The 23,298-nt window shown below is 58.5% G+C and carries 16 protein-coding genes; 5 read left to right on the forward strand and 11 right to left on the reverse strand.

The annotated features are described in order from the left end of the window. Nucleotides 1-45: 45 nt before the first annotated feature. The 5 genes from ACA068_RS24330 to rplM form a co-directional block, all read right to left on the reverse strand. Nucleotides 46-828 (reverse strand): cytochrome c1, encoded by a 783-nt coding sequence (locus tag ACA068_RS24330; protein WP_497305348.1) that lies wholly within the window; start codon nt 826-828, stop codon nt 46-48. Continuing rightward, nucleotides 828-2,039, reverse strand: a complete 1,212-nt coding sequence (locus ACA068_RS24335; protein WP_083375773.1) for a cytochrome b — start codon at nt 2,037-2,039, stop codon at nt 828-830. The genes ACA068_RS24330 and ACA068_RS24335 overlap by 1 nt, the downstream gene beginning before the upstream one ends. Next, on the reverse strand, nt 2,039-2,632 hold the full coding sequence (gene petA, locus ACA068_RS24340; protein WP_007905300.1) for a ubiquinol-cytochrome c reductase iron-sulfur subunit: 594 nt from the start codon (nt 2,630-2,632) through the stop codon (nt 2,039-2,041). Before petA ends, ACA068_RS24335 begins: the two co-directional genes overlap by 1 nt. Before the next feature lie 267 nt (nt 2,633-2,899). Then, nucleotides 2,900-3,292 (reverse strand): 30S ribosomal protein S9, encoded by a 393-nt coding sequence (rpsI, locus tag ACA068_RS24345; RefSeq protein ID WP_003216038.1) that lies wholly within the window; start codon nt 3,290-3,292, stop codon nt 2,900-2,902. A gap of 14 nt (nt 3,293-3,306) precedes the next feature. Next, nucleotides 3,307-3,735, reverse strand: a complete 429-nt coding sequence (rplM, locus tag ACA068_RS24350; protein ID WP_007905295.1) for a 50S ribosomal protein L13 — start codon at nt 3,733-3,735, stop codon at nt 3,307-3,309. Nucleotides 3,736-3,980: 245 nt separating this feature from the next. Here rplM and ACA068_RS24355 point away from each other — a divergent pair, with 245 nt between their 5' ends. Next, nucleotides 3,981-5,021, forward strand: a complete 1,041-nt coding sequence (locus ACA068_RS24355; RefSeq protein ID WP_497305350.1) for an NADP(H)-dependent aldo-keto reductase — start codon at nt 3,981-3,983, stop codon at nt 5,019-5,021. Nucleotides 5,022-5,143: 122 nt separating this feature from the next. On the opposite strand, the gene ACA068_RS24360 is transcribed toward ACA068_RS24355, so the two are convergent. Further along, the gene (locus ACA068_RS24360; protein ID WP_010458159.1) at nt 5,144-6,280 is read right to left on the reverse strand and encodes an acyl-CoA dehydrogenase family protein; all 1,137 of its coding nucleotides are present in this window, start codon (nt 6,278-6,280) and stop codon (nt 5,144-5,146) included. Nucleotides 6,281-6,524: 244 nt separating this feature from the next. On the opposite strand from ACA068_RS24360, the gene ACA068_RS24365 reads away from it, so the two are divergent. Beyond that, the gene (locus ACA068_RS24365) at nt 6,525-7,421 is read left to right on the forward strand and encodes a GlxA family transcriptional regulator (protein WP_403107253.1); all 897 of its coding nucleotides are present in this window, start codon (nt 6,525-6,527) and stop codon (nt 7,419-7,421) included. Between the two features lie 176 nt (nt 7,422-7,597). Here the strand turns inward: ACA068_RS24365 and zapE are convergent, their stop codons facing one another. The 3 genes from zapE to ACA068_RS24380 all read right to left on the reverse strand — a co-directional run bounded on the left by zapE (nt 7,598) and on the right by ACA068_RS24380 (nt 10,793). Further along, nucleotides 7,598-8,692 (reverse strand): cell division protein ZapE, encoded by a 1,095-nt coding sequence (zapE, locus tag ACA068_RS24370; protein ID WP_109634727.1) that lies wholly within the window; start codon nt 8,690-8,692, stop codon nt 7,598-7,600. Between the two features lie 91 nt (nt 8,693-8,783). Further along, entirely contained in the window at nt 8,784-10,139 is a 1,356-nt protein-coding gene (locus tag ACA068_RS24375; RefSeq protein ID WP_497305353.1) for a tryptophan--tRNA ligase, read from the reverse strand. A gap of 24 nt (nt 10,140-10,163) precedes the next feature. After that, nucleotides 10,164-10,793, reverse strand: a complete 630-nt coding sequence (locus ACA068_RS24380) for an alpha/beta hydrolase (protein WP_497305355.1) — start codon at nt 10,791-10,793, stop codon at nt 10,164-10,166. Nucleotides 10,794-10,937: 144 nt separating this feature from the next. Between ACA068_RS24380 and ACA068_RS24385 the strand changes: the two genes are divergently transcribed. Continuing rightward, on the forward strand, nt 10,938-11,372 hold the full coding sequence (locus ACA068_RS24385; RefSeq protein ID WP_497305357.1) for a Z-ring associated ZapG family protein: 435 nt from the start codon (nt 10,938-10,940) through the stop codon (nt 11,370-11,372). 119 nt (nt 11,373-11,491) lie between these two features. Next, a protein-coding gene (locus ACA068_RS24390) for an IS3 family transposase (RefSeq protein ID WP_497303223.1) occupies nt 11,492-12,717 on the forward strand; the annotation gives its coding sequence in 2 pieces (ribosomal slippage) (nt 11,492-11,843 and nt 11,843-12,717; 1,227 coding nt in all). 244 nt (nt 12,718-12,961) lie between these two features. Here ACA068_RS24390 and ACA068_RS24395 read toward each other — a convergent pair. Together ACA068_RS24395 and ACA068_RS24400 are read right to left on the reverse strand one after the other, a co-directional pair. After that, nucleotides 12,962-13,669: a YiaD family glycine zipper/OmpA-like lipoprotein gene (locus ACA068_RS24395; RefSeq protein WP_497305358.1), complete on the reverse strand. Its 708-nt coding sequence runs from the start codon at nt 13,667-13,669 to the stop codon at nt 12,962-12,964. 103 nt (nt 13,670-13,772) lie between these two features. After that, the gene (locus ACA068_RS24400; protein ID WP_497305360.1) at nt 13,773-14,417 is read right to left on the reverse strand and encodes an MBL fold metallo-hydrolase; all 645 of its coding nucleotides are present in this window, start codon (nt 14,415-14,417) and stop codon (nt 13,773-13,775) included. A 212-nt stretch (nt 14,418-14,629) separates the two neighbouring features. Between ACA068_RS24400 and ACA068_RS24405 the strand changes: the two genes are divergently transcribed. Continuing rightward, nucleotides 14,630-23,260, forward strand: a complete 8,631-nt coding sequence (locus tag ACA068_RS24405; protein ID WP_497305361.1) for a M10 family metallopeptidase C-terminal domain-containing protein — start codon at nt 14,630-14,632, stop codon at nt 23,258-23,260. The last annotated feature ends 38 nt before the right edge of the window (nt 23,261-23,298 follow it).

Raw genomic sequence — 23,298 nt, forward strand, 5'->3', positions numbered from 1 at the left:
ACGCCCCTGGGCGCGTGCGATTAACAGCAATTGCTTACAGCTTTATCAATGGACGTCTTTCCAGTATTCACGCTTGAGCAAGTAAGCGAATACGAAGAAGAACGCCAGGTACAGCAACACATAGGTACCGATGCGCTGATGCTCCAGCTTAACCGGGTTAGCCGAGTAAGCGAGGAAGGTTACCAGATTCTTGACCTTCTCATCGAACTGCTCTTCGGTCAGAGCACCGCTCTTCGGCACGATGGTCAACTGATCGCACGCTTCATGAGTCAGCGCGGTACCGGTCAGCGGATCATATTGCTTCTTGCCGTCTTCGACGATCTGAACCTGTTTGCAACCGACAACCTGACGACCTTGCAGGCCAACCAGGACGTTCGGCATGCCCACGTTCGGGAAAACCTTGTTGTTCACACCCCAAGGACGCGACGGATCTTCGTAGAAGGACTTCAGGTAACCATAAAGCCAGTCCGTACCACGAACACGCGCTACCAGAGTCAGGTCAGGCGGTGCGGCACCAAACCAGGTCTTGGCGTCAGCCGGCTGCATGCCGATGCTCATGTGGTCGCCGATCTTGGCGCCGGTGAACACCAGCTTCGACAGCATCAGATCGTGAGGAATACCCAGATCATCGGCAACACGTTCGTAACGCTGGAACTTGGCGCTGTGACAGCCCATGCAATAGTTGGCGAACGTACGCGCGCCATCCTGCATTGCAGCCTTGTCGGAAACGTCGATGTCGACCTTTTCCAATTCTGGAGCACCGGCTGTCGACACGAACGAGAACACAGGCATGGCAGCAAGAATCAGTACAGCAAATAACTTTTTCATCAGCCAGTCACCCTTTCCGGAACCGGTTTGGTCTTCTCGAGCCTGGTGTAGAACGGCATCAGAATGAAGTAGGCGAAGTACAGGAAGGTGCATACCTGCGACAGCAGCGTACGACCCGGCGTCGGAGCCAGAACACCCAGAATGCCGAGGATCACGAACGAGACGCAGAACACCACCAGCCAGATTTTGCTCAGCCAGCCTTTGTAGCGCATCGACTTGACGGGGCTGCGATCCAGCCACGGCAGGACGAACAGCACAGCGATGGCCGCGCCCATGGCGATAACGCCCAGAAGCTTGTCCGGAACCGCCCGCAGAATCGCGTAGAACGGCGTGAAGTACCAGACCGGAGCGATGTGCTCAGGTGTCTTGAAGGCGTTCGCCACTTCAAAGTTCGGCTTCTCGAGGAAGTAGCCGCCCATTTCCGGGAAGAAGAACACGATCGAGCAGAAGATAAACAGGAACACCACCACGCCGACGATATCTTTCACGGTGTAGTACGGGTGGAAGGCAATGCCGTCCAGCGGTACGCCGTTTTCGTCTTTGTGTTTCTTGATGTCCACGCCGTCCGGGTTGTTCGAGCCGACTTCGTGCAGCGCCAGGACGTGCAGCACTACCAGACCGAGAATCACGATTGGCAGGGCGACAACGTGCAGGGCGAAGAAGCGGTTCAGGGTGATACCGGAAATAAGGTAGTCACCACGGATCCACTGGGTCAGGTCGTTACCGATGACCGGGATCGCACCGAACAGCGAGATAATCACCTGGGCGCCCCAGTAGGACATCTGGCCCCACGGCAGCAGATAACCCATGAAGGCCTCAGCCATCAGCGCCAGGTAAATCAGCATGCCGAAGACCCACACCAACTCACGCGGCTTCTGGTACGAACCGTAGAGCAAGCCACGGAACATGTGCAGATAAACCACGATAAAGAACATCGAAGCGCCGACGGCGTGCAACATACGCAGGATCGAGCCGTACTCGACATCGCGCATGATGTATTCAACGGAGGCAAAGGCTTCTTCCGCCGACGGGGTGTAGCTCATGGTCAGCCAGACACCGGTAACGATCTGGTTGACCAGAACGAGCAGTGCCAGGGAGCCAAAGAAATAGAAGAAGTTGAAGTTCTTCGGGGCGTAGTACTTGCTGAGATGGTCTTCCCACATTTTGGTTGCGGGAAAGCGCGCATCAACCCAATCCATGAACTTGCTCATCACGCTTTCTCCGTATCGACGCCAATGACAATGATGTCATCGGTCTCATAGGAATGCGGGGGAACTGGCAGGTTCAAGGGCGCAGGTTGCGACTTGTAGACGCGGCCAGCCAGATCGTAGTGGGAACCGTGGCAAGGGCAGAAATAACCACCTACCCAGTCTTTGCCTAGATCCGCAGGTGCCACTTCTGGACGGAAGGTCGGCGAGCAACCCAGGTGCGTGCAGATGCCGATCAGCAGCAGAACTTCTGGCTTGATCGAACGCGTTTCCGGGTCGACATAGGTCGGTTGTGTCGAGTTCTTGGAGGTCGGGTCAGACAGCTGGCCCTCGATCTTTTTCAGATTCCCCAGGATTTCCTCGGTACGGCGGACAATGAACACCGGCTGACCGCGCCACTCAGCAATCATCTGCTGACCTGGTTCGATTTTGCTGACATTCACTTTCACCGGTGCACCTGCGGCTTTCGCCTTGGCACTGGGAAACCATGACCCCACGAACGGGACCGCAGCCCCCACCGCTCCTGCAGCACCCACCACGGATGTGGCTGCTACCAAGAAGCGACGCCGGCCTGCATTCACGCCGTCATTGCTCATTCAGTCCTCTCCCATCAGCTTTGTGGCCTGTTAAATCAGGCGTCTACTAAGTAAAAATCTGAACTTATAAAAATTTTGCCGAATGGTAATGAAAAGCCCCAATTCTGACAAGGTAATTACCGAGGGGCTTCACTGCCAAGCCTTGCAGTATAGGGCTTCTACGGCTGTGGCAAGTTGTCACAGCGCAATTCTTTGATAAATCGCGCCCATAAAAAAACGCCCAGCTTCGCGAGGAAACTGGGCGTTCTTTTTGAACGCGAAAGCGAATTAACGCTTCGAGTACTGCGGACGCTTACGCGCTTTACGCAGACCAACTTTCTTACGTTCAACTTCACGAGCATCGCGAGTAACGAAGCCAGCTTTGCGCAGAGCGCCACGCAGGGTTTCGTCGTACTGCATCAGTGCGCGAGTGATACCGTGGCGGATTGCGCCAGCTTGACCACTTACACCACCACCGATCACGGTGACGTAGATGTCGAATTTCTCGACAGTCTCAGTCAGTTCCAGCGGCTGACGAACTACCATGCGGGCAGTTTCGCGGCCGAAGAAATTTTCCAGGGTGCGGTTGTTGATGGAGATGTTACCAGTACCCGGACGCAGGAAAACGCGTGCGGTTGCGGTCTTGCGACGGCCAGTGCCGTAATTTTGAGTCGCCGACATAATGAACTATTCCGTTAAAACTTCAGTTCTTGGGGCTGCTGAGCAGTATGAGGGTGTACAGCGCCCGCATAGACTTTCAGCTTACGATACATGTCGCGACCCAGCGGGTTCTTAGGCAGCATGCCTTTGACCGCGGTCTCGATCACGCGCTCAGGGGCTTTAGCGATCAGCTTTTCGAAGTTGATCGACTTGATGCCGCCCGGGAAACCGGAGTGGGAGTAGTAGATCTTGTCGGTGGTTTTAGCACCAGTTACACGAATCTGCTCGGCATTGATAACGACGATGTAGTCGCCGGTGTCAACGTGAGGAGTGTACTCAGCTTTATGCTTGCCACGCAGACGGCTCGCGATTTCGGTGGCCAGACGACCCAGGGTCTGACCTGCAGCGTCGACGACAAACCAGTCGCGCTGTACTGTTTCCGGTTTAGCAGTAAAAGTTTTCATTCTTTATAGCCTCAGGGGCCGCCCTGTAAATTAGACGGCGGATCTTACTGAATAGTGCGTACTTTGACAAGTCAAAGGCAGCCGGATACAGACGCTTTCGGGGGCTCGGGTCGGCGCGTCCGTTCAACGGCAAGATTCTTCGGCGGCGGCGCATCACTTCCACTGCAGAAAGAGGTGCGCAATTATGCAGATTGCGAAAAATATTTCAACCTGCTTTTATGATTGTTTTGCCCAAGGAGCACCCGATGGACTATCGACAGCTAGGCCGAACCAATCTGAACGTGAGCGCCATCTGCCTCGGAACCATGACCTGGGGCGAGCAAAACACTGAAGCTGAAGCCTTCGCCCAGATCGAACGGGCCAAGGACGCCGGGATCAATTTCATCGACACCGCCGAAATGTACCCGGTGCCGCCGAAGGCCGAAACCTACGCCACCACCGAGCGCTACATCGGCAATTACTTCAAAAGTCGCGGTGATCGCGCCGACTGGATACTGGCCAGCAAGATCGCCGGCCCCGGCAACACCATCGATTACATCCGCGACAAAAACCTGCGGCACAACCGCCAGCACATCACCGAAGCCGTGGATGCAAGCCTCAAGCGCCTGCAAACCGACTACATCGACCTCTATCAGTTGCACTGGCCGGAACGTAGCACCAATTTCTTCGGCCAGCTGGGCTACAAGCACAAGATCGAAGCCAACCTGACGCCGCTGGAGGACACCCTCGAAGCGCTGGACGAGCAGGTCAAGGCCGGCAAGATCCGCCACATCGGCCTGTCCAACGAAACGCCATGGGGCACCATGCGCTTCCTCGCCCTGGCAGAAGCCCGTGGCTGGCCGCGCGCGGTGTCGATCCAGAACCCGTACAACCTGCTCAACCGCAGCTTCGAAGTCGGCCTGGCGGAAATCGCCATCCGCGAACAGTGCGGCCTGCTCGCCTATTCGCCGCTGGCGTTCGGTTTCCTGTCAGGCAAGTACGAAGGTGGCGCGCGTCCACCCAAAGGCCGCCTGAGCCTCTACAGCCGCTTCAGCCGCTATTTCAACCCGCAGTCAGAGGCAGCGTGCAGTCGTTATGTCGCGCTGGCCCGGGAACACGGCCTGGACCCGGCGCAAATGGCGTTGGCGTTTGTCACCCAGCAGCCGTTTGTGACCAGCAACATCATCGGCGCCACAACCATGGAGCAACTGGAGAGCAACATCGCCAGTTTCGAGCTGAAACTTTCCGATGACGTGCTGGAGGGGATTGAGGCGATTCACAAGGATCACCCGAACCCGGCGCCTTGATCGATTCATAGACCCAATCGCGAGCAGGCTCGCTCCCACATTTGATCGCATTCCTCTGGGAGAACGCGGCTAAGTGTGGGAGCGAGCCTGCTCGCGATAGCAGCCTGACAGTCACCGCAAAATCAAAGCGACCTAGCAATAATCTCCTTCATGATTTCATTGGTCCCCGCATAAATCCGCTGCACCCGCGCATCCGCCCACGCCCGGGCGATCGGGTATTCCCACATGAACCCGTAACCGCCATGCAACTGCACGCATTCATCGAGCACCTTACATTGCAGGTCAGTGCCCCAGTACTTGGCCATCGCGGCGGTCGGCACATCCAACTTGCCTTGCAGGTGCAGTTCCAGGCAGCGATCCACGAAAACCCGGCCGATCTGGATTTCAGTCGCCATCTCCGCCAGCTTGAAGCGTGTGTTCTGGAAATCGGCAATCGCCTTGCCGAACGCCTTGCGCTCACGGGTGTAATCTAGCGTCCATTTCAACGCAGCTTCGGCCGACGCCAGCCCGCCAATGGCGACGGTGAGGCGCTCCTGAGGCAACTCCTGCATCAGGTAAGCGAAGCCCATGCCCGCCTGCCCCAACAGGTTTTCTTTGGGGACCCGAACGTCCTGGAAGAACAACTCCGACGTGTCCTGAGCCTTCATGCCGACTTTTTCCAGGCGCTTGCCCTTGTCGAAACCCGGGGTGTTGGCCTCGACCAGAAACAGACTCGTGCCCTTCGCGCCAGCCTTCGGATCCGTCTTGGCCACGACAATCACCAGGTCAGCCAGAAAACCGTTGGTGATGAATGTCTTGGACCCGTTGATCACGTACTCGTCGCCATCCAGCACCGCAGTGGTTTTCACCCCTTGCAGATCGGAACCGGCGCCCGGTTCGGTCATGGCAATCGCAGTAACCATCTCGCCGGACACCAGTTTCGGCAGGTATTTATGCTTCAGCGCTTCACTGCCGTAGTGCAGGATGTAGGGCGCCACAATGTCCGAATGGAGCGAAAAACCGATCCCGGTGAGACCCAGTCGCCCCACCTCTTCGATCACCACCGTGCTATAGAGAAAGTCCGCCCCCAGCCCGCCGTATTCCTCCGGCAGATGCGAACAAAGCATCCCCGCCTCCCCTGCCTTGTTCCAGAGTTTACGGTCGATGTAGCCTTGTTTTTCCCATTGCCCATGGAACGGCACGGCCTCTTTTTCGAGGAACGTTCGCACGCTGTCGCGAAACAATTCGTGCTCGGAACTGAACAAGGTTCTGGGGATCATGCGGCACCTGTCGTTATTGTTAGAGGGAGTTGACCTTCAGAGACTAAGCCTCACACCCGATACAGGACACTGGACACATCAGACAAAAAATAAGACGATCCAGCCGTCTGGTGACCACTTTCCCCTATAAGAATAAAGTTGAATTATGTCTAACCACGTCTCCACGCCCTTGCGGCGCGTCAGCATCCTGGCTATCGACCGGGTTTTCGCTTCCACCCTTATGCAAGCCAAGGATTTCTTCCACCTGGCCAGCCTGCGCTATGGCAAACAACTGGGCCAGGGCCTGACACCGGCGTTCGAAACCCGGCTGGTCAGCCCCGACGGCAAACCGGTAAACAGCTTCAGCGATGTGATCATGCCGGTGGACGGAGGCCTGGAAAATGCCGACGTCATTATCCTCCCGGCCTTCTGGGACGATTTCGATACCCTTTGCCAACGTTATCCACAGGTCCTGCCCTGGTTGCGCCAGCAACACGCTCGCGGCGCCGTGCTTTGCGGTGAGGCCACAGGGGTGTTCTGGCTTGCCGAGGCCGGCCTGCTCAATGGCAAGGAAGCGACCACCTACTGGCGCTTCTTCAATGCCTTCGCCGAGCGCTTCCCACAGGTCCATCTCAATCAGGACAAGCACCTGACCGACGCCGACAACCTGTATTGCGCAGGCGGCACCACTTCGGCGTGCGATCTCTACATCTACCTGATCGAACGCTTCTGCGGCGCCAACGTCTCCCAGGCCGTGGCCCGGGACATTCTCTACGAAGTGCAGCGCAGCTACTCGCCAGGACGCATCGGCTTCGGCGGACAGAAACTGCACCAGGACGTGATCATCCTGCAGATCCAGCACTGGCTCGAAGAACACTTCGCCGACAAATTCCGCTTCGAAGACGTCGCCCGCGAACACGGCATGAGCATCCGCAATTTCATGCGCCGCTTTCAGACCGCCACCGGCGACAAGCCGCTGCATTACCTGCAACGCCTGCGCATTGAAACCGCCAAGGGTCTGCTGTCGGGTAGCCGCAAGAGCATCAAGACCATCAGCTATGAAGTCGGTTACGACGATGCGAGCTTCTTTGCGCGGTTGTTCCGCCAGCACACTGAGTTGTCGCCGAATCAGTATCGGCAGCAGTTTCAGCAAGCGGCTTAAGGACTGAACACAAATCCAATGTGGGAGCGGGCTTGCTCGCGAAAGCGGTCTGACATTCAAACTTGATGTCGACTGAACCACCGCTTTCGCGAGCAAGCCCGCTCCCACATGGGTTCTTCGGCGCGCACAAAAAAGGGCCTGCATGTGCAGGCCCTTTTTTCATTTTCCGAATAATCCTACGGCTTATGCGCCCGGGACAGGAATTCGTGCGACTGCATTTCGAGCAGACGGCTGAGCGTGCGCTGGAACTCGAAGTTCAGGCGACCGCCGGTGTAGAGGTCCTTGAGCTCGACTTCAGCCGAGATGATCAGCTTGACGTTACGGTCGTAGAACTCGTCGACCATGTTGATAAAGCGTCGGGCGATGTCGTCGGTAGTGACGCTCATCTGCTCGACACCGCTGAGCAACACGGCGTGGAAGATCTTGCCCAGTTCGATGTAATCGTTCTGGCTGCGTGGGCCGTCGCACAGTTCGCGGAAGTCGAACCAGGCCACGTCATCACAGGTGCGCACGGCACGAATTTCGCGGTTCTCGATCATCAGCACGTCATTCTCGATGGCGGCCGTGCATTCTGGTGTCAGGGCGCGGAAGCTTTTGCGAAGGCTTTCCTGAGCGGCTTCGTCCAGCGGGAAGTGGAACAGCTCGGCTTGCTCGAGGTGGCGCAGACGATAATCGACGCCGCTGTCGACGTTGACGATGTCGGTGTTCTGCTTGATCAGCGCAATGGCCGGCAGGAAGCGCGCACGTTGCAGGCCATCCTTGTACAGACCGTCCGGCACGATGTTCGAGGTCGCGACCAGGGTCACGCCGTTCTTGAACAACTCTTCCATCAGCGTGCCGAGGATCATCGCGTCGGTGATATCGGACACGAAGAACTCATCGAAACAGATCACCCGGGCTTCGTCAGAGAAGCGCTTGGCAATGATGGTCAGCGGGTTCTTCTCGCCGCCGAGGGTCTTCATCTCTTCGTGCACACGCTTCATGAAGCGGTGGAAGTGAGTGCGGACCTTTTCCTTGAACGGCAGCGCTTCGAAGAAGGTGTCGACCAGGTAAGTCTTGCCGCGACCCACGCCGCCCCAGAAATACAGGCCCTTGACCGGCGCCTGGTCTTTCTTGCCAAACAGTTTGCCGAGCAGGCCAGGCTTGTTGTTCGACGCAGCGACCAGATCGTCGTACAGGCGCTGCAAATGACGCACGGCGGTTTCCTGCGCGGCGTCATGGAAGAATTCCGGGCGTTTCAGATCAGCTTGGTATCGTTCTAGGGGCGTCATAATTCGTTAGCAAGGCAACAAAAACGGGCCGTCACTGTAGCGACGGCCTGCGGGAATGGCAATCGGCCCTTAGTCGGGCCGAACCGTTGATTTATTCCTGAACCGGCGTGAGCGCAACCCGCAGAGCGTCGATGGCAACATCGCGAGCGGCGTTGTCAGCAAAGGTCGGGCTGTCGGCCACGCACTCGCCTTCCAGCCAGACGCTGAAGCTCTGCTCCTCACTGCGTACATCCAAAGGCTGGCCCGATTGCAGCTGCTTGGTCACCTGGCCTGCTGTTTTGCCGTCGGCGAAGTTGCGCGACAGCAGCAATTGCTCGCCATCGGCCGCCAGCAGACGGAAGCGGAAACTGCTGTCCTCCTCGCGGAAACTGACAAAACGCGCAGCTTTCGCGGCTTTCTTCTTGGTGGTGGCAGCGACCTGGGTCTGGGCGACGAAAGAGCGCAGGCCGACCGCTTCACGCAGCTCGTGGAGAAATGGTGTCGCAACCGAACGCGCTTTTTTGGCGCCGATCTGCAGGATGTCTTCCAGGTCCGCCGGGCGTTCGATCAGCTGGTGATAACGCTCGCGGGACTCGCCCAGCTCGCTATCCAGCAGTTGGAACAGGCGATTTTTCGCTTCGCCCCAACCCAGGCCCTGCAACAATTCGCTGCGGAACTCGTCGGATTGTGCTGGCGTGGCGAAGGCCTGGAACAGGGTGAACAGGTGCGAATTGTCCGGATCCTTGGCTTCGCCCGGCGCGCGGGAGTCGGTGACGATCCGCGAGATCGCGTCCTTCATTTCCTTGGCGCTGCTGAACAACGGAATGGTGTTGTCGTAGCTCTTCGACATCTTGCGACCGTCGAGGCCTGGCAGCGTGGCGACGCTTTCTTCGATCAGCGCCTCCGGCATGGTGAAGAATTCTTTGCCCTGGCCAAACAGGTGGTTGAAGCGCTGGCCGATGTCGCGGGCCATTTCCACGTGCTGGATCTGGTCGCGGCCGACCGGCACCTTGTGGGCGTTGAACATCAGGATGTCCGCGGCCATCAGCACCGGGTAGCTGTACAAGCCCATGGTGATGCCGGCATCCGGGTCTTCGCCGGTTTCAACGTTCTTGTCCACGGAAGCCTTGTAGGCATGGGCGCGGTTGAGCAGGCCCTTGGCGGCAACGCAGGTCAGCAGCCAGGTCAGCTCGGGGATTTCCGGGATGTCGGACTGGCGGTAGAACGTCACGCGCTCCACATCCAGGCCACCGGCCAGCCAGGTCGCGGCGATTTCCAGACGCGAGCGCTGGATGCGCAGCGGGTCATCGCATTTGATCAGGGCGTGGTAGTCGGCCAGAAAGTAGAACGAATCGGCATTGCTGTCACGGCTGGCCAGGATCGCCGGGCGGATGGCACCGGCGTAGTTGCCCAGGTGCGGCGTGCCGGTGGTGGTGATGCCGGTGAGGATACGGGTACGAGTCGTCATGGGTAATCGCTTGTCAGACTGCAATCAATTCGAAAGGCGCGGCAGGATCAGATCTTTGAGATCGGTCAGCTTGCCATGAAAAAAGTGTCCGCATTCTGCCACTTTCAGCAGCTCATGGGGACGTTCGAGCTTGCCGGACCATTCGTAGACGAGTTGTGGATCGATCACTTCGTCGGTTTGCGGCTGGATCAGGGTCAGCTCGGCCTGCTGCGGCAGCTGGTCCTGATCACCCAGACGCATGACCGCAGGTGCCACCATGAACAGGTGCTTGAGTTGTTCGCCCTTGGCTTCCAGGCGTCCGCCGAGACTTGCTGCAACAAAACCACCGAAGGAAAAACCGAACAGGGTCAGGGGCAGTTCCGGGTGTCTGCCCTGCAGCCATTCGGCCGCTGCCTGAGCATCGTCGACTTCGCCAGTGCCCATATCGTGCGAGCCTTCGCTGGCGCCGACACCACGGTAGTTGAAACGCAAAGTAATCAAACCGGCGTCGCGCGCGGTGCGCTGCAGGGTCGAGACCACTTTGTTGAGCATGGTGCCACCCTGCACCGGGTTTGGATGGCAGATCAGCGCGATGCCGCGCGGCTGCTCGATATCCAGGTAAAGAGCTTCCAGTTGGCCGACTGGGCCATCAATCACTACAGGGGTTTCGCGCATAAGCAAGGAAGGAACTCCGTGACCTCGAATCGGGTCGACTCGTCTAGCAAATTGTCTGTGCCAATCTATTGCGAGTGAATCGCGGTATACAGCGCAGGTTCGAGCCGTTAACGTAAAGCAAAGCCGTTTATAGAGGAAGGACTCGTGGAACACTCGCTCTTAGTTTGGTTGTTGCCGACTCTTGCCCTGGTTGTGGGTGTCGCCATTGGTTTCCTGATCGCTCGTTTGGTGCCGAATGCCGCGCCCAGCAGCACCCAACGTCAGCTGGATGATATTCAGGAACGTTTCGACAGTTATCAGAACGAGGTGGTCACCCACTTCAACAGCACTGCAACACTGGTCAAGAAACTCACTGCCAGCTATCAGGAAGTGCAGGATCACCTCGCCGAGGGTGCCAACCGCCTGGCCCTGGACGAGCAGACTCGTCAACGCTTGCTGGCCGCCCTGCACGCCGATGCGACGCAGGCTCCACGGGAACGCCTGACGCCACCGCGCAATCAGGAGCCGCCTCGCGACTACGCCCCCAAAGCCCCTAACGCGCCTGGCATGCTCGATGAGCATTACGGCCTGAAGAAGTAATCAGGTTTCGCGCGACATGAAAAAGCCCCCGGACAAGTGATTGTCCGGGGGCTTTTTTGTCTCTGATGTCTCGTCCTGAATAAGGTTTACACCTTCTGGCTTTTTATCAGGAAGGTGCAATGGATACGGGCGCAAAACGTAGTCAGCGCGATTACACGCTGACTTTTAAATTGTCGGTTGTCGACCAAGTAGAAAAAGGCGAGTTGAGTTATAAAGAGGCTCAGCGGCGTTATGGGATTCAAGGTCGGTCGACGGTGTTGGTCTGGTTACGCAAGCATGGTCGACAAGATTGGAGCCAAGGCGCCTCCATTCGTACGCAGAGGACTCGACCGATGGACGAGCCAACTTTGCCTTTGACCCCCGAGCAGAGAATCAAAGAGCTTGAGGAGCAACTGGCACTAGCAAATCAGAAAGCCAAATTCTTTGAAGATGTGGTTGATGTCCTGAAGAATGACTACGGCGTATCCATTGTAAAAAAGCGGCCCGGCAAGTCGTTGCGCAAACCCAAACCCTGAGTGTCAGCAGGGCTTGCCAGTTTATGGGGATCAGTCGCCAAGCCTTTTACAAGCGTGATCGCGTCTATCGGGCGCGAGTCGATCAAGATCAGAAACTCATCAAGTTTGTGCAGGCAATCCGAGTGCGCCAACCCTGCATTGGCGCACGCAAGCTCCAGTCATTGATGCACGCGGAGCATGAGAAACCTGAGTTGCATGTTGGCCGGGATCGCTTGTTTGAAGTGCTGCGCGAGCACCGGCAGTTGGTTCGCAGGAAACGGGCGTATCACAAGACGACCGACAGCCATCATCACTTTCGCTGCCATCCCAATCTGCTAAAGCCAGGCCCGCAGCAAGTCGTTGCAACCGGTCCGGAACAGGTCTGGGTGGCCGATATTACTTACCTGTCCACCCAGCGTGACGATCCGGTCTACCTGAGCCTGGTCACAGATGCCTTCTCAAGAAAAATTGTCGGTTATCACGTGCATGGCAGCCTGCATGCCGACTCGGTGGCCCAAGCCTTACGCATGGCGTTAAAGACACGTCGAACACGTCAGAAACTGGTCCATCACTCGGATCGAGGAGTCCAGTACTGCTCGGCGCTGTATCAAAAGCTCCACGCCAAGCATGGCATCACGTGTTCGATGACGGATGGCTACGACTGCTACCAAAACGCCTTGGCAGAGCGGGTCAACGGCATCTTGAAAACAGAACTATTACTCCACCGGCCGACAGACTTGGCGCAAGCGGAGCAAATGGTGCGAGAAGCGATCCTGATCTACAACCAGGAACGCCCGCACCTGTCCTTAAAATACAAAACGCCCGATGCGGTGCATCGGGCGTTGGGGTGAAACAGGTGTAAACCTATTTCAGGACTAGACATGATTGTTGAGTTGTCTGCTCTGGCCCCATCGCGAGCAGGCTCGCTCCCACAGCGATTTGTGTTTGACCACTGTCTTGAGATCGACACAGAACACTGTGGGAGTGAGCCTGCTCGCGATGGGGCCAGAACGGGTGACACAAAAAACCCGCCCGATCGGCTGAGGATCGAGCGGGCTTTTTTACGCCTGGGGTTCAGTCAGGCCTTGGCTGTCACTACTGGGTCGGTTGCGAATACTGCTGCCCCGGAATCGCCTTCAGGTTGACTTCAACGCGGCGGTTCTGCGCCCGGCCATTGGCGTCGCCGTTGCTGGCAATCGGGTTATCCGGGCCGGCACCGCGAGCCGACAGGTTGGTACCGCTGACACCCTGGGAGGTCAGGTAAGTCGCCACGCTCTGGGCGCGACGCTGGGACAGGTCCATGTTGTGCTGGCGGCCGCCAGTGCTGTCGGTGTAGCCGACGATTTCGATCTGGTTCTGGCTGAACTCCTTCAGCGAGCCGGCCAGATTGTTCAGCGGCTGATAGAAGCTGGAGGCGATATTCGCCGAATCGGTAGCGAACGTGATGTTGCCCGGCATGATCAGCTTGATCTGATCGCCTTGACGCTGCACCTCGACACCGGTATTGGCCATGCTGGCACGCAGCTTCTTCTCTTGCTGGTCAGCGTAATAACCGTAACCGGCAGCGGAAGCACCCACGACCGCGGCGCCAATCAGCGCCCCTTTGCCACGGTTGTTGTGGTCGATGGCGGCACCCGCCAGCGCACCGGCCAGCGCGCCAAGGCCACCGTATTTCGCGGTTTTGCTCATGCCCGTGGAGCCACCGTCGGCCTGGCCCTGGTTGTCGTAAGGGTTAGGCGAGGCGCAGCCAGACAGCAAGGCCACAGCCGTAGCGACAATAATCAAACGCTGCTTGGTGAACATGAAGAGCTCCTGGTTTTTTGCATTCTGTGGTGCAACGGACTAAGGCATTGAACCTTTGCGGGCGTTGGATCATTTTGGCCGACGAAAATTCCGTCGGTTACATTTAAGCCCGCACAAACGGGTTCTCGCGCATTTCATCACCCAGGCGCGTGTCCGGACCATGCCCGGTCACCACCGTCGCCTCTTCGTCGAGCGTGTAGAGCCGCTGCTTGATCGACCGTACGATGGTCGCCTGATCGCCGCCCCACAAGTCCGTTCGCCCTACCCCGCGACGAAACAACGTGTCTCCGGCAATCAGCAGCTTGGCCTCGGAAAACCAAAAGCTCATGGAACCCGGTGTATGACCCGGCGTGTGCAACGCCACGCCGCATCCGCAAGCCAGTTCTTCATCGTCGGCCAACCAGCGGTCCGGCGATGGCACTGGGGTGTAAGGCACACCAAACATCTGGCATTGCATCTCCAGATTGTCCCAGAGGAATTGATCTTCTTTATGCAGGTGCAGGGTCGCGCCGGTTTTCTCCTTGAGCTGACCGGAGGCCAGGAAGTGATCCAGGTGCGCATGGGTGTGGATGATGCTCACCACCTTCAAGCCCAAGGCGTCGAGGCGCGCGAGGATCAATTCATGATTGCCGCCCGGGTCGACCACGATCGCTTTTTTGGTGATCGGATCACCGATGATTGTGCAGTTGCACTGCAAGGGGCCGACGGGGAAGGTTTCGCGGATCAGCTTGGGGGTTGTCACAGTCATGGGAAGTCGATGGCCTGTATCAGACGGAAGGCAGTGGGCGTTGCTTCAGGATTCTACGCCAGTCGCCGATACAGTTCGCTTGGCCAATAATTTGACGTCACCGATTAAAAAAGTAGTGGCTCAATGATGTCAAATTTTCCGTTTCTCCTGCAAAATCGAACTTTTGTAGCGGTCGCATTCAGGAAGGGCCGCAGCGCACTCAGGAATTTCGCATGCCTTCTCCGTCTGGTTTTACCCCAAGTTTTTATTCTTTGCTGACTGGCGTCAAACCCGTCGACAGTCTGCTGTCCGGAACGTACTGGCTGGGTTCCAACTGGACCGTTGGCGGACCGACAAACCTGAGCTACAGCTTCATCTCGGGCAGTAATTCCTACTTTGCTACCAATTACAGTGCCGACAATGAATACCTGTCGATGTACCAACTGTCGCAGGACCAGCGTGGCGGCATTATCAGAGCGCTGAGCAGCTGGAGTTCGGTCGCCAATATCAAATTCACACAGACCACCGACGACATCACGAACGTCGGAGACCTGCGCTTTGGCGGCTATGCGCTGATGAAGGATCAGGCCGCTGCCTGGGCCTACACACCGTCCAATACGCCCAAGGGCGGGGATGTCTGGATCGGCGACCCAGCCAATGAATTTGCTATCAATGGCTCATACGATTACATGACCTACATCCACGAGATCGGTCATGCCATCGGGCTTAAACACCCCTTCTCGCCCAACTCGCTGAACACCACGATCCTGGACCCGTCGCTGGACGATGTACGCTTCACCGTGATGAGTTACAACAATAACTACTCGTATCAGCCTACGACGCCGATGCTCCTGGATATTCTCGCGATCCAGGCACTGTATGGGGCCAATACCCAATGGCAATCCGGTGACAACGTCTACCGCTGGGAGTACTACCAGAAGGTATTCGAAACCATCTGGGATTCCGGTGGTACCGATACAATTGACGCCAGCAACCAGCTGAATTCGGTCAACCTTGATTTGAACGAGGGCGCGTTCAGTTCCATCGGTGCCTACTTCGAAGACAGCACCAGCGGGACAACCTACTCCTTCAATAGCGGCCTTGCGATTGCTTACGGGACGAAGATCGAAAACGCCATTGGATCGACGTTCAACGACGTTTTGAAAGGCAATGCCCTGGACAACGTCCTAGATGGCCGCGAAGGCGCGGACACCATGTACGGTGGCGCGGGTAAAGACACTTACTACGTCGACAACACAAATGACGTGGTCGTTGAAACCGGTACGTCCGCCACGGAAATTGACTCGGTTTTTTCCACGGTCAGCTACAACCTCGGCTTCAGTCCCAACGTGGAAAACCTCACGTTGCTCACCAGCGGCAACCTCAACGGTACCGGCAACGCCTCGAACAACGTGATCACCGGTAACGCCGGCAACAACGTTCTCGACGGCGACACGGGCGTCGACACCCTGATTGGTGGCGCCGGCAACGACACCTACATCGTCGACAATGTGAACGACGTCGTCATCGAGACCAGCACACTGGCCAGCGAAATCGATACCGTTCGCTCGTCGGCGACGTTCATGCTCGGCGCCAACCTGGAAAATCTCATCCTGACCGGCAATGCCAGTGTCAACGCCATTGGTAACACGCAGAACAACGTGCTCACGGGCAATGATGGCGACAACCAGTTAAATGGTGGCGTAGGGCTGGACACCATGATCGGGGGCCAGGGCAACGATGCCTATGCGGTGGATCAAGCGGGCGAGTTGGCGCTGGTCGTGGAAAACGCCAACGAAGGCAACGACACCCTGTATGTCATTTACAACGCAACCGCCCAGGACAATGTCGTCGATCTGCGCGTGAGCAATCTGCAGAGCGTCGAGAATGTGTTGCTGCTGGGCACCGGCGCTTTTTCGGCGATCGGCAACAACCTGAACAACGCCCTGAGCGGCAACGGGTCCTCCAACACGCTTGACGGTGGACTCGGCAACGACACCCTTGATGGGGGTGCTGGCGCCGACACGATGATCGGCGGGCTCGGTAACGACACCTATGTCGTGGACGACGTTGCAGACTCGGTGGTCGAAGCCGCCAGTGAAGGCATCGACCTGGTCCAGAGCTCCATCGGGTACACGCTGGGCGCCAATATCGAGAACGGCCAACTGGTGGGCAATGCTCAGGTCGACCTGACCGGTAACGAACTGAACAACCTCCTGACCGGTAACGCGAGCGCGAACATTCTCAACGGCAAGGCCGGTGCAGACACCCTGGACGGCGGCGCCGGCAACGACACCTACTACGTCGACAACGTCGGGGACGTGGTCATCGAACGGGGCGCGTCCACCTCGGAGATCGACACCGTCGCCGCATCGATCGACTACACACTGGGCGCCAATGTCGAATACCTGACACTGCTGGACTCGGCCAACCTCAACGGCACCGGCAACATCCTGAACAACCTGATCCACGGGAATGCCGGCGACAACATCCTCGACGGTGGCGCCGGTGGCGATTACCTGGCGGGCGGGACGGGTAACGACACTTACCTCGTCGACAATGTCGGCGACGTAGTGGTGGAAACCAGCACCCTGGCCAGTGAAATCGACACCGTGCGTTCCTCCGTGACATTCACGCTGGGCTCCAACCTGGAAAACCTGACACTCGTCGGCACGAACACCGGCCCCATCAACGCGTTCGGCAACAGCCAGAACAACGTGCTGACCGGCAACGATGCCGACAACCAGTTGAGCGGTGGTGGCGGTCTGGACACGATGATCGGCGGCAAGGGTGATGACGGTTACATCCTCGATCAATCCGGTGAACTGGCGTTGATCCAGGAAAACGCCGGCGAAGGCAAAGACTCGCTGTACGTCATCTACAACGCGACCGCGCAGGATTATGTGGTCGACCTTGGTTTGAGCAATCTGCAGAACGTCGAGGACGTCCTGATCCAGGGCAACGGCGCGTTCAGCGTGACCGGCAACGCCTTGAACAACGGGATGATCGGCAACAACAGCGACAACCTGATAGACGGAGGGCTGGGCGCCGACTTCATGGCTGGCGGCTTGGGCAACGACACCTATGTCGTCGATAACATTGGCGATGTCGCCAGTGAAACCAGCACCATCGCCGGCGAAATCGACACCGTCCGGTCCTCGATCACCTACGTGCTCGGCGCCAACATGGAAAACCTGACCCTCACCGGCAGCGCCAACATCAACGGCGTCGGCAACGCCCAGAACAACGTGCTGATCGGCAACGATGGCAACAACCAGCTCAACGGTGGCGCCGGGCGGGACACGCTGATCGGTGGCAAGGGTAACGATGACTACGGTATTGACCAGGTGGGTGAACTGTCCCTTGTTCAGGAAAATGCGAACGAGGGGACCGACACGCTCTACATTGGCTACAACGCCGCCGACCCGAGGTTTTTCGGCAGCTCTGTCGACCTGCTCGGCAATCTGCAGAACGTCGAAAACATCATTTTGCAGGGCAGCGGGGCATTCAGCCTGACGGGCAACAGCCTGAACAACGCCCTGACCGGCAACGCTGACAACAACACCCTGGACGGTGGTACCGGTGCCGACACCCTGGACGGAGGTGCTGGCAACGACACCTACTACGTCGACAACGTCGGTGACGTGGTGATCGAACGGGGCACTTTGGCGTCGGAAATCGACACCATCAACGCCACGATCAGCTACACCCTGGGCGCCAACGTTGAAAACCTGAACATCACAGGCGTCGGTGACTTCAACGGTACAGGCAACGCTCTGAACAACCGTATTACCGGCAACTATGGCGCCAACATCCTGGACGGTGGCGCAGGTGCCGACTTCATGGCGGGCGGCCGCGGCGACGACACCTACATCGTGGACAACGTCGGCGATGTCATCAGCGAAACCAGTGAAGTAAATTTCGAGATCGACAGTGTTTTCGCCTCGGTCACTTACACCCTGAGTGCCAACCTGGAAAACCTGACCCTGACTGGCACCGACAACATCAACGGCGTCGGCAACGCCCGGAACAACGTGTTGATCGGCAACGATGGCGACAACCAGCTTAATGGCGGTCTGGGTCTGGACACCATGAGCGGCGGCAAGGGCAACGATGCCTACGCGCTCGACCAGGTCGGGGAACTGACACGGATCCAGGAAAACGCCGGCGAAGGCAATGACTCGCTGTACGTGGTCTATAACGCGGACCAAGGCAACGTCATCAACCTGGGCGCGAGCAATCTGCAGAACGTCGAGAATATCCTGCTGCTGGGGACCGGTGCGTTCAATCTCACCGGCAACATCCTGAACAACACGTTGACCGGCAACGCCGACAACAACGTGCTCGACGGCGGCACCGGGGCGGACACTCTGGACGGCGGCGCCGGCAACGACACCTACTACGTCGACAACGTCAGTGACGTGGTCATCGAGCGCGGCACTTCGACCTCGGAAATCGACACCGTCGCCACCACGATCGACTACACCCTGGGCGCCAACCTCGAATACCTGACGCTGCTGGGCTCGGCCAATCTCAACGGCACCGGCAACGCCTTGAACAACGTGATCTTCGGCAATGCCGGCAACAACCTCATCGACGGCGGCGTGGGTGGCGACTACCTGGCCGGCGGCGCGGGCAACGACACCTACATCGTCGACAACAGCGGCGACGTGGTGGTGGAAACCAGCACCCTGGCCGGCGAAATCGACACCGTCCGCTCCTCGGTCACCTACGTGCTCGGCGCCAACCTGGAGAACCTGACGCTCACCGGCACCGCCAACATCAACGGCGTCGGCAACGCCCAGAACAACGTGCTGACCGGCAACGACGGCAGCAACCAGCTCAACGGTGGCCTGGGTCTGGACACCATGAGCGGTGGCCAGGGCGACGATTACTACGCCGTGGACCAGGTCGGTGAACTGGCGCTGGTTCAGGAAAACGCTGGCGAAGGTAAAGACGCGCTGTACGTGATCTTCGACGCGACTGCACAGGACCATATCGTTGACCTGAGCCTGAGCAATCTGCAAAACGTCGAGGACGTGCTGCTGCTGAGCAATGGTGCGTTTAACCTCACCGGCAACAGCCTGAACAACTCGTTGACTGGCAACGCCGACAACAACGTGCTTGACGGCGGCACCGGGGCCGACACCCTGACGGGTGGCGCGGGCAACGACACCTACATCGTCGACAACAGCGGCGACGTAGCGGTGGAAACCAGCACCCTGGCCAGCGAAATCGACACCGTGCGCTCCTCGGTCACCTATGTGCTCGGCGCCAACCTGGAGAACCTGACCCTCACCGGCACCGCCAACATCAACGGCGTCGGCAACGCCCAGAACAACGTGCTGATCGGCAACGACGGCAGCAACCAGCTCAACGGTGGCCTGGGGCTGGATACCATGAGCGGCGGCAAAGGCGACGATTACTACGCCGTGGACCAGACCGGTGAACTGGCGCTGGTCCAGGAAAACGCCGGCGAAGGCAATGACTCGTTGTACGTGGTCTACAACGCGGATCAAGGCAATGCCATCAACCTGGGCGCGAGCAATCTGCAGAACGTCGAAAATATCCTGCTGCTGGGGACCGGCGCGTTCAACCTCACCGGCAACAGCCTGAACAACACCTTGACCGGCAACACCGACAACAACGTGCTCGACGGCGGCACCGGGGCGGACACTCTGGACGGCGGCGCCGGCAACGACACCTACTACGTCGACAACGTCGGTGACGTGGTCATCGAGCGTGGCGCTTCGACCTCGGAAACCGACTTCGTCAATGCGTCGATCGACTACACCCTGGGCGCCAACCTCGAATACCTGATACTGCAGGGCTCGGCCAACCTCAACGGTACCGGCAACGCCTTGAACAACGTGATCTTCGGCAATGCCGGCAACAACCTCATCGACGGCAGCGTGGGTGGCGACTACCTGGCAGGCGGTGCGGGCAACGACACCTACATCGTCGACAACAGCGGCGACGTGGTGGTGGAAACCAGCACCCTGGCCGGCGAAATCGACACCGTCCGCTCCTCGGTCACCTACGTGCTCGGCGCCAACCTGGAAAACCTGACCCTCACCGGCACCGCCAACATCAACGGCGTCGGCAACGCCCAGAACAACGTGCTGACCGGCAACGACGGCAGCAACCAGCTCAACGGTGGCCTGGGTCTGGACACCATGAGCGGTGGCCAGGGCGACGATTACTACGCCGTGGACCAGGTCGGTGAACTGGCGCTGGTTCAGGAAAACGCTGGCGAAGGTAAAGACGCGCTGTACGTGATCTTCGACGCGACTGCACAGGACCATATCGTTGACCTGAGCCTGAGCAATCTGCAAAACGTCGAGGACGTGCTGCTGCTGAGCAATGGTGCGTTTAACCTCACCGGCAACAGCCTGAACAACTCGTTGACTGGCAACGCCGACAACAACGTGCTTGACGGCGGCACCGGGGCCGACACCCTGACGGGTGGCGCGGGCAACGACACCTACTACGTCGACAACGTCGGTGACGTGGTCATCGAGCGTGGCGCTTCGACCTCGGAAACCGACTTCGTCAATGCGTCGATCGACTACACCCTGGGCGCCAACCTCGAATACCTGATACTGCAGGGCTCGGCCAACCTCAACGGTACCGGCAACGCCTTGAACAACGTGATCTTCGGCAATGCCGGCAACAACCTCATCGACGGCAGCGTGGGTGGCGACTACCTGGCTGGCGGTGCGGGCAACGACACCTACATCGTCGACAACAGTGGCGACGTGGTGGTGGAAACCAGCACCCTGGCCGGCGAAATCGACACCGTCCGCTCCTCGGTCACCTACGTGCTCGGCGCCAACCTGGAGAACCTGACGCTCACCGGCACCGCCAACATCAACGGCGTCGGCAACGCCCAGAACAACGTGCTGACCGGCAACGACGGCAGCAACCAGCTCAACGGTGGCCTGGGTCTGGACACCATGAGCGGTGGCCAGGGCGACGATTACTACGCCGTGGACCAGGTCGGTGAACTGGCGCTGGTTCAGGAAAACGCTGGCGAAGGTAAAGACGCGCTGTACGTGATCTTCGACGCGACTGCACAGGACCATATCGTTGACCTGAGCCTGAGCAATCTGCAAAACGTCGAGGACGTGCTGCTGCTGAGCAATGGTGCGTTTAACCTCACCGGCAACAGCCTGAACAACTCGTTGACTGGCAACGCCGACAACAACGTGCTTGACGGCGGCACCGGGGCCGACACCCTGACGGGTGGCGCGGGCAACGACACCTACATCGTCGACAACAGCGGCGACGTAGCGGTGGAAACCAGCACCCTGGCCAGCGAAATCGACACCGTGCGCTCCTCGGTCACCTATGTGCTCGGCGCCAACCTGGAGAACCTGACCCTCACCGGCACCGCCAACATCAACGGCGTCGGCAACGCCCAGAACAACGTGCTGATCGGCAACGACGGCAGCAACCAGCTCAACGGTGGCCTGGGGCTGGATACCATGAGCGGCGGCAAAGGCGACGATTACTACGCCGTGGACCAGACCGGTGAACTGGCGCTGGTCCAGGAAAACGCCGGCGAAGGCAATGACTCGTTGTACGTGGTCTACAACGCGGATCAAGGCAATGCCATCAACCTGGGCGCGAGCAATCTGCAGAACGTCGAAAATATCCTGCTGCTGGGGACCGGCGCGTTCAACCTCACCGGCAACAGCCTGAACAACACCTTGACCGGCAACACCGACAACAACGTGCTCGACGGCGGCACCGGGGCGGACACTCTGGACGGCGGCGCCGGCAACGACACCTACTACGTCGACAACGTCGGTGACGTGGTCATCGAGCGTGGCGCTTCGACCTCGGAAACCGACTTCGTCAATGCGTCGATCGACTACACCCTGGGCGCCAACCTCGAATACCTGATACTGCAGGGCTCGGCCAACCTCAACGGTACCGGCAACGCCTTGAACAACGTGATCTTCGGCAATGCCGGCAACAACCTCATCGACGGCAGCGTGGGTGGCGACTACCTGGCAGGCGGTGCGGGCAACGACACCTACATCGTCGACAACAGCGGCGACGTGGTGGTGGAAACCAGCACCCTGGCCGGCGAAATCGACACCGTCCGCTCCTCGGTCACCTACGTGCTCGGCGCCAACCTGGAAAACCTGACCCTCACCGGCACCGCCAACATCAACGGCGTCGGCAACGCCCAGAACAACGTGCTGATCGGCAACGACGGCAGCAACCAGCTCAACGGTGGCCTGGGGCTGGACACCATGAGCGGTGGCCAGGGCGACGATTACTACGCCGTGGATCAGGCCGGTGAACTGGCGCTGGTCCAGGAAAACGCCAATGAGGGCAAAGACTCGCTCTACGTGATCTTCGACGCGACCGCACAGGACCATGTCATCGACCTGGGCTTGAGCAATCTGCAGAACGTCGAGGACGTGCTGCTGCTGAGCAACGGTGCGTTCAACCTCACCGGTAACAGCCTGAACAACACCTTGACCGGTAATGCTGACAACAACATTCTGAACGGCGGCGCAGGTGCGGATTCCCTCATCGGCGGCACCGGTGCCGACAAGTTTGTGTTCAGCAGCGTCAGCGACATGGGCACAGGTAGCAACCGCGACGTCGTTACCGACTTCAGCTCCTTGCAGGGCGACAAGATTGATCTGTCGCAGTTCGACGCCAATCTGCAGGTCAATGGCGTCAACGGCTTTACCTTCATCGGTGCCGGGGATTTCACAGGCGCCGGGCAGCTGCGATTCGTCGATCACGTGCTGTCGGGTAATGTCAGCGGCAACGTGGGTGCCGACTTCGAAATCCAGCTGGTCGGTGTGAACACTTTTAGCGCCAACGATCTGGTGGCGTAGCGGTCGCGCCACCCGCACCAACAAAAACGCCCCGACTT

The organism is Pseudomonas sp. LBUM1660, assembly GCF_059695935.1.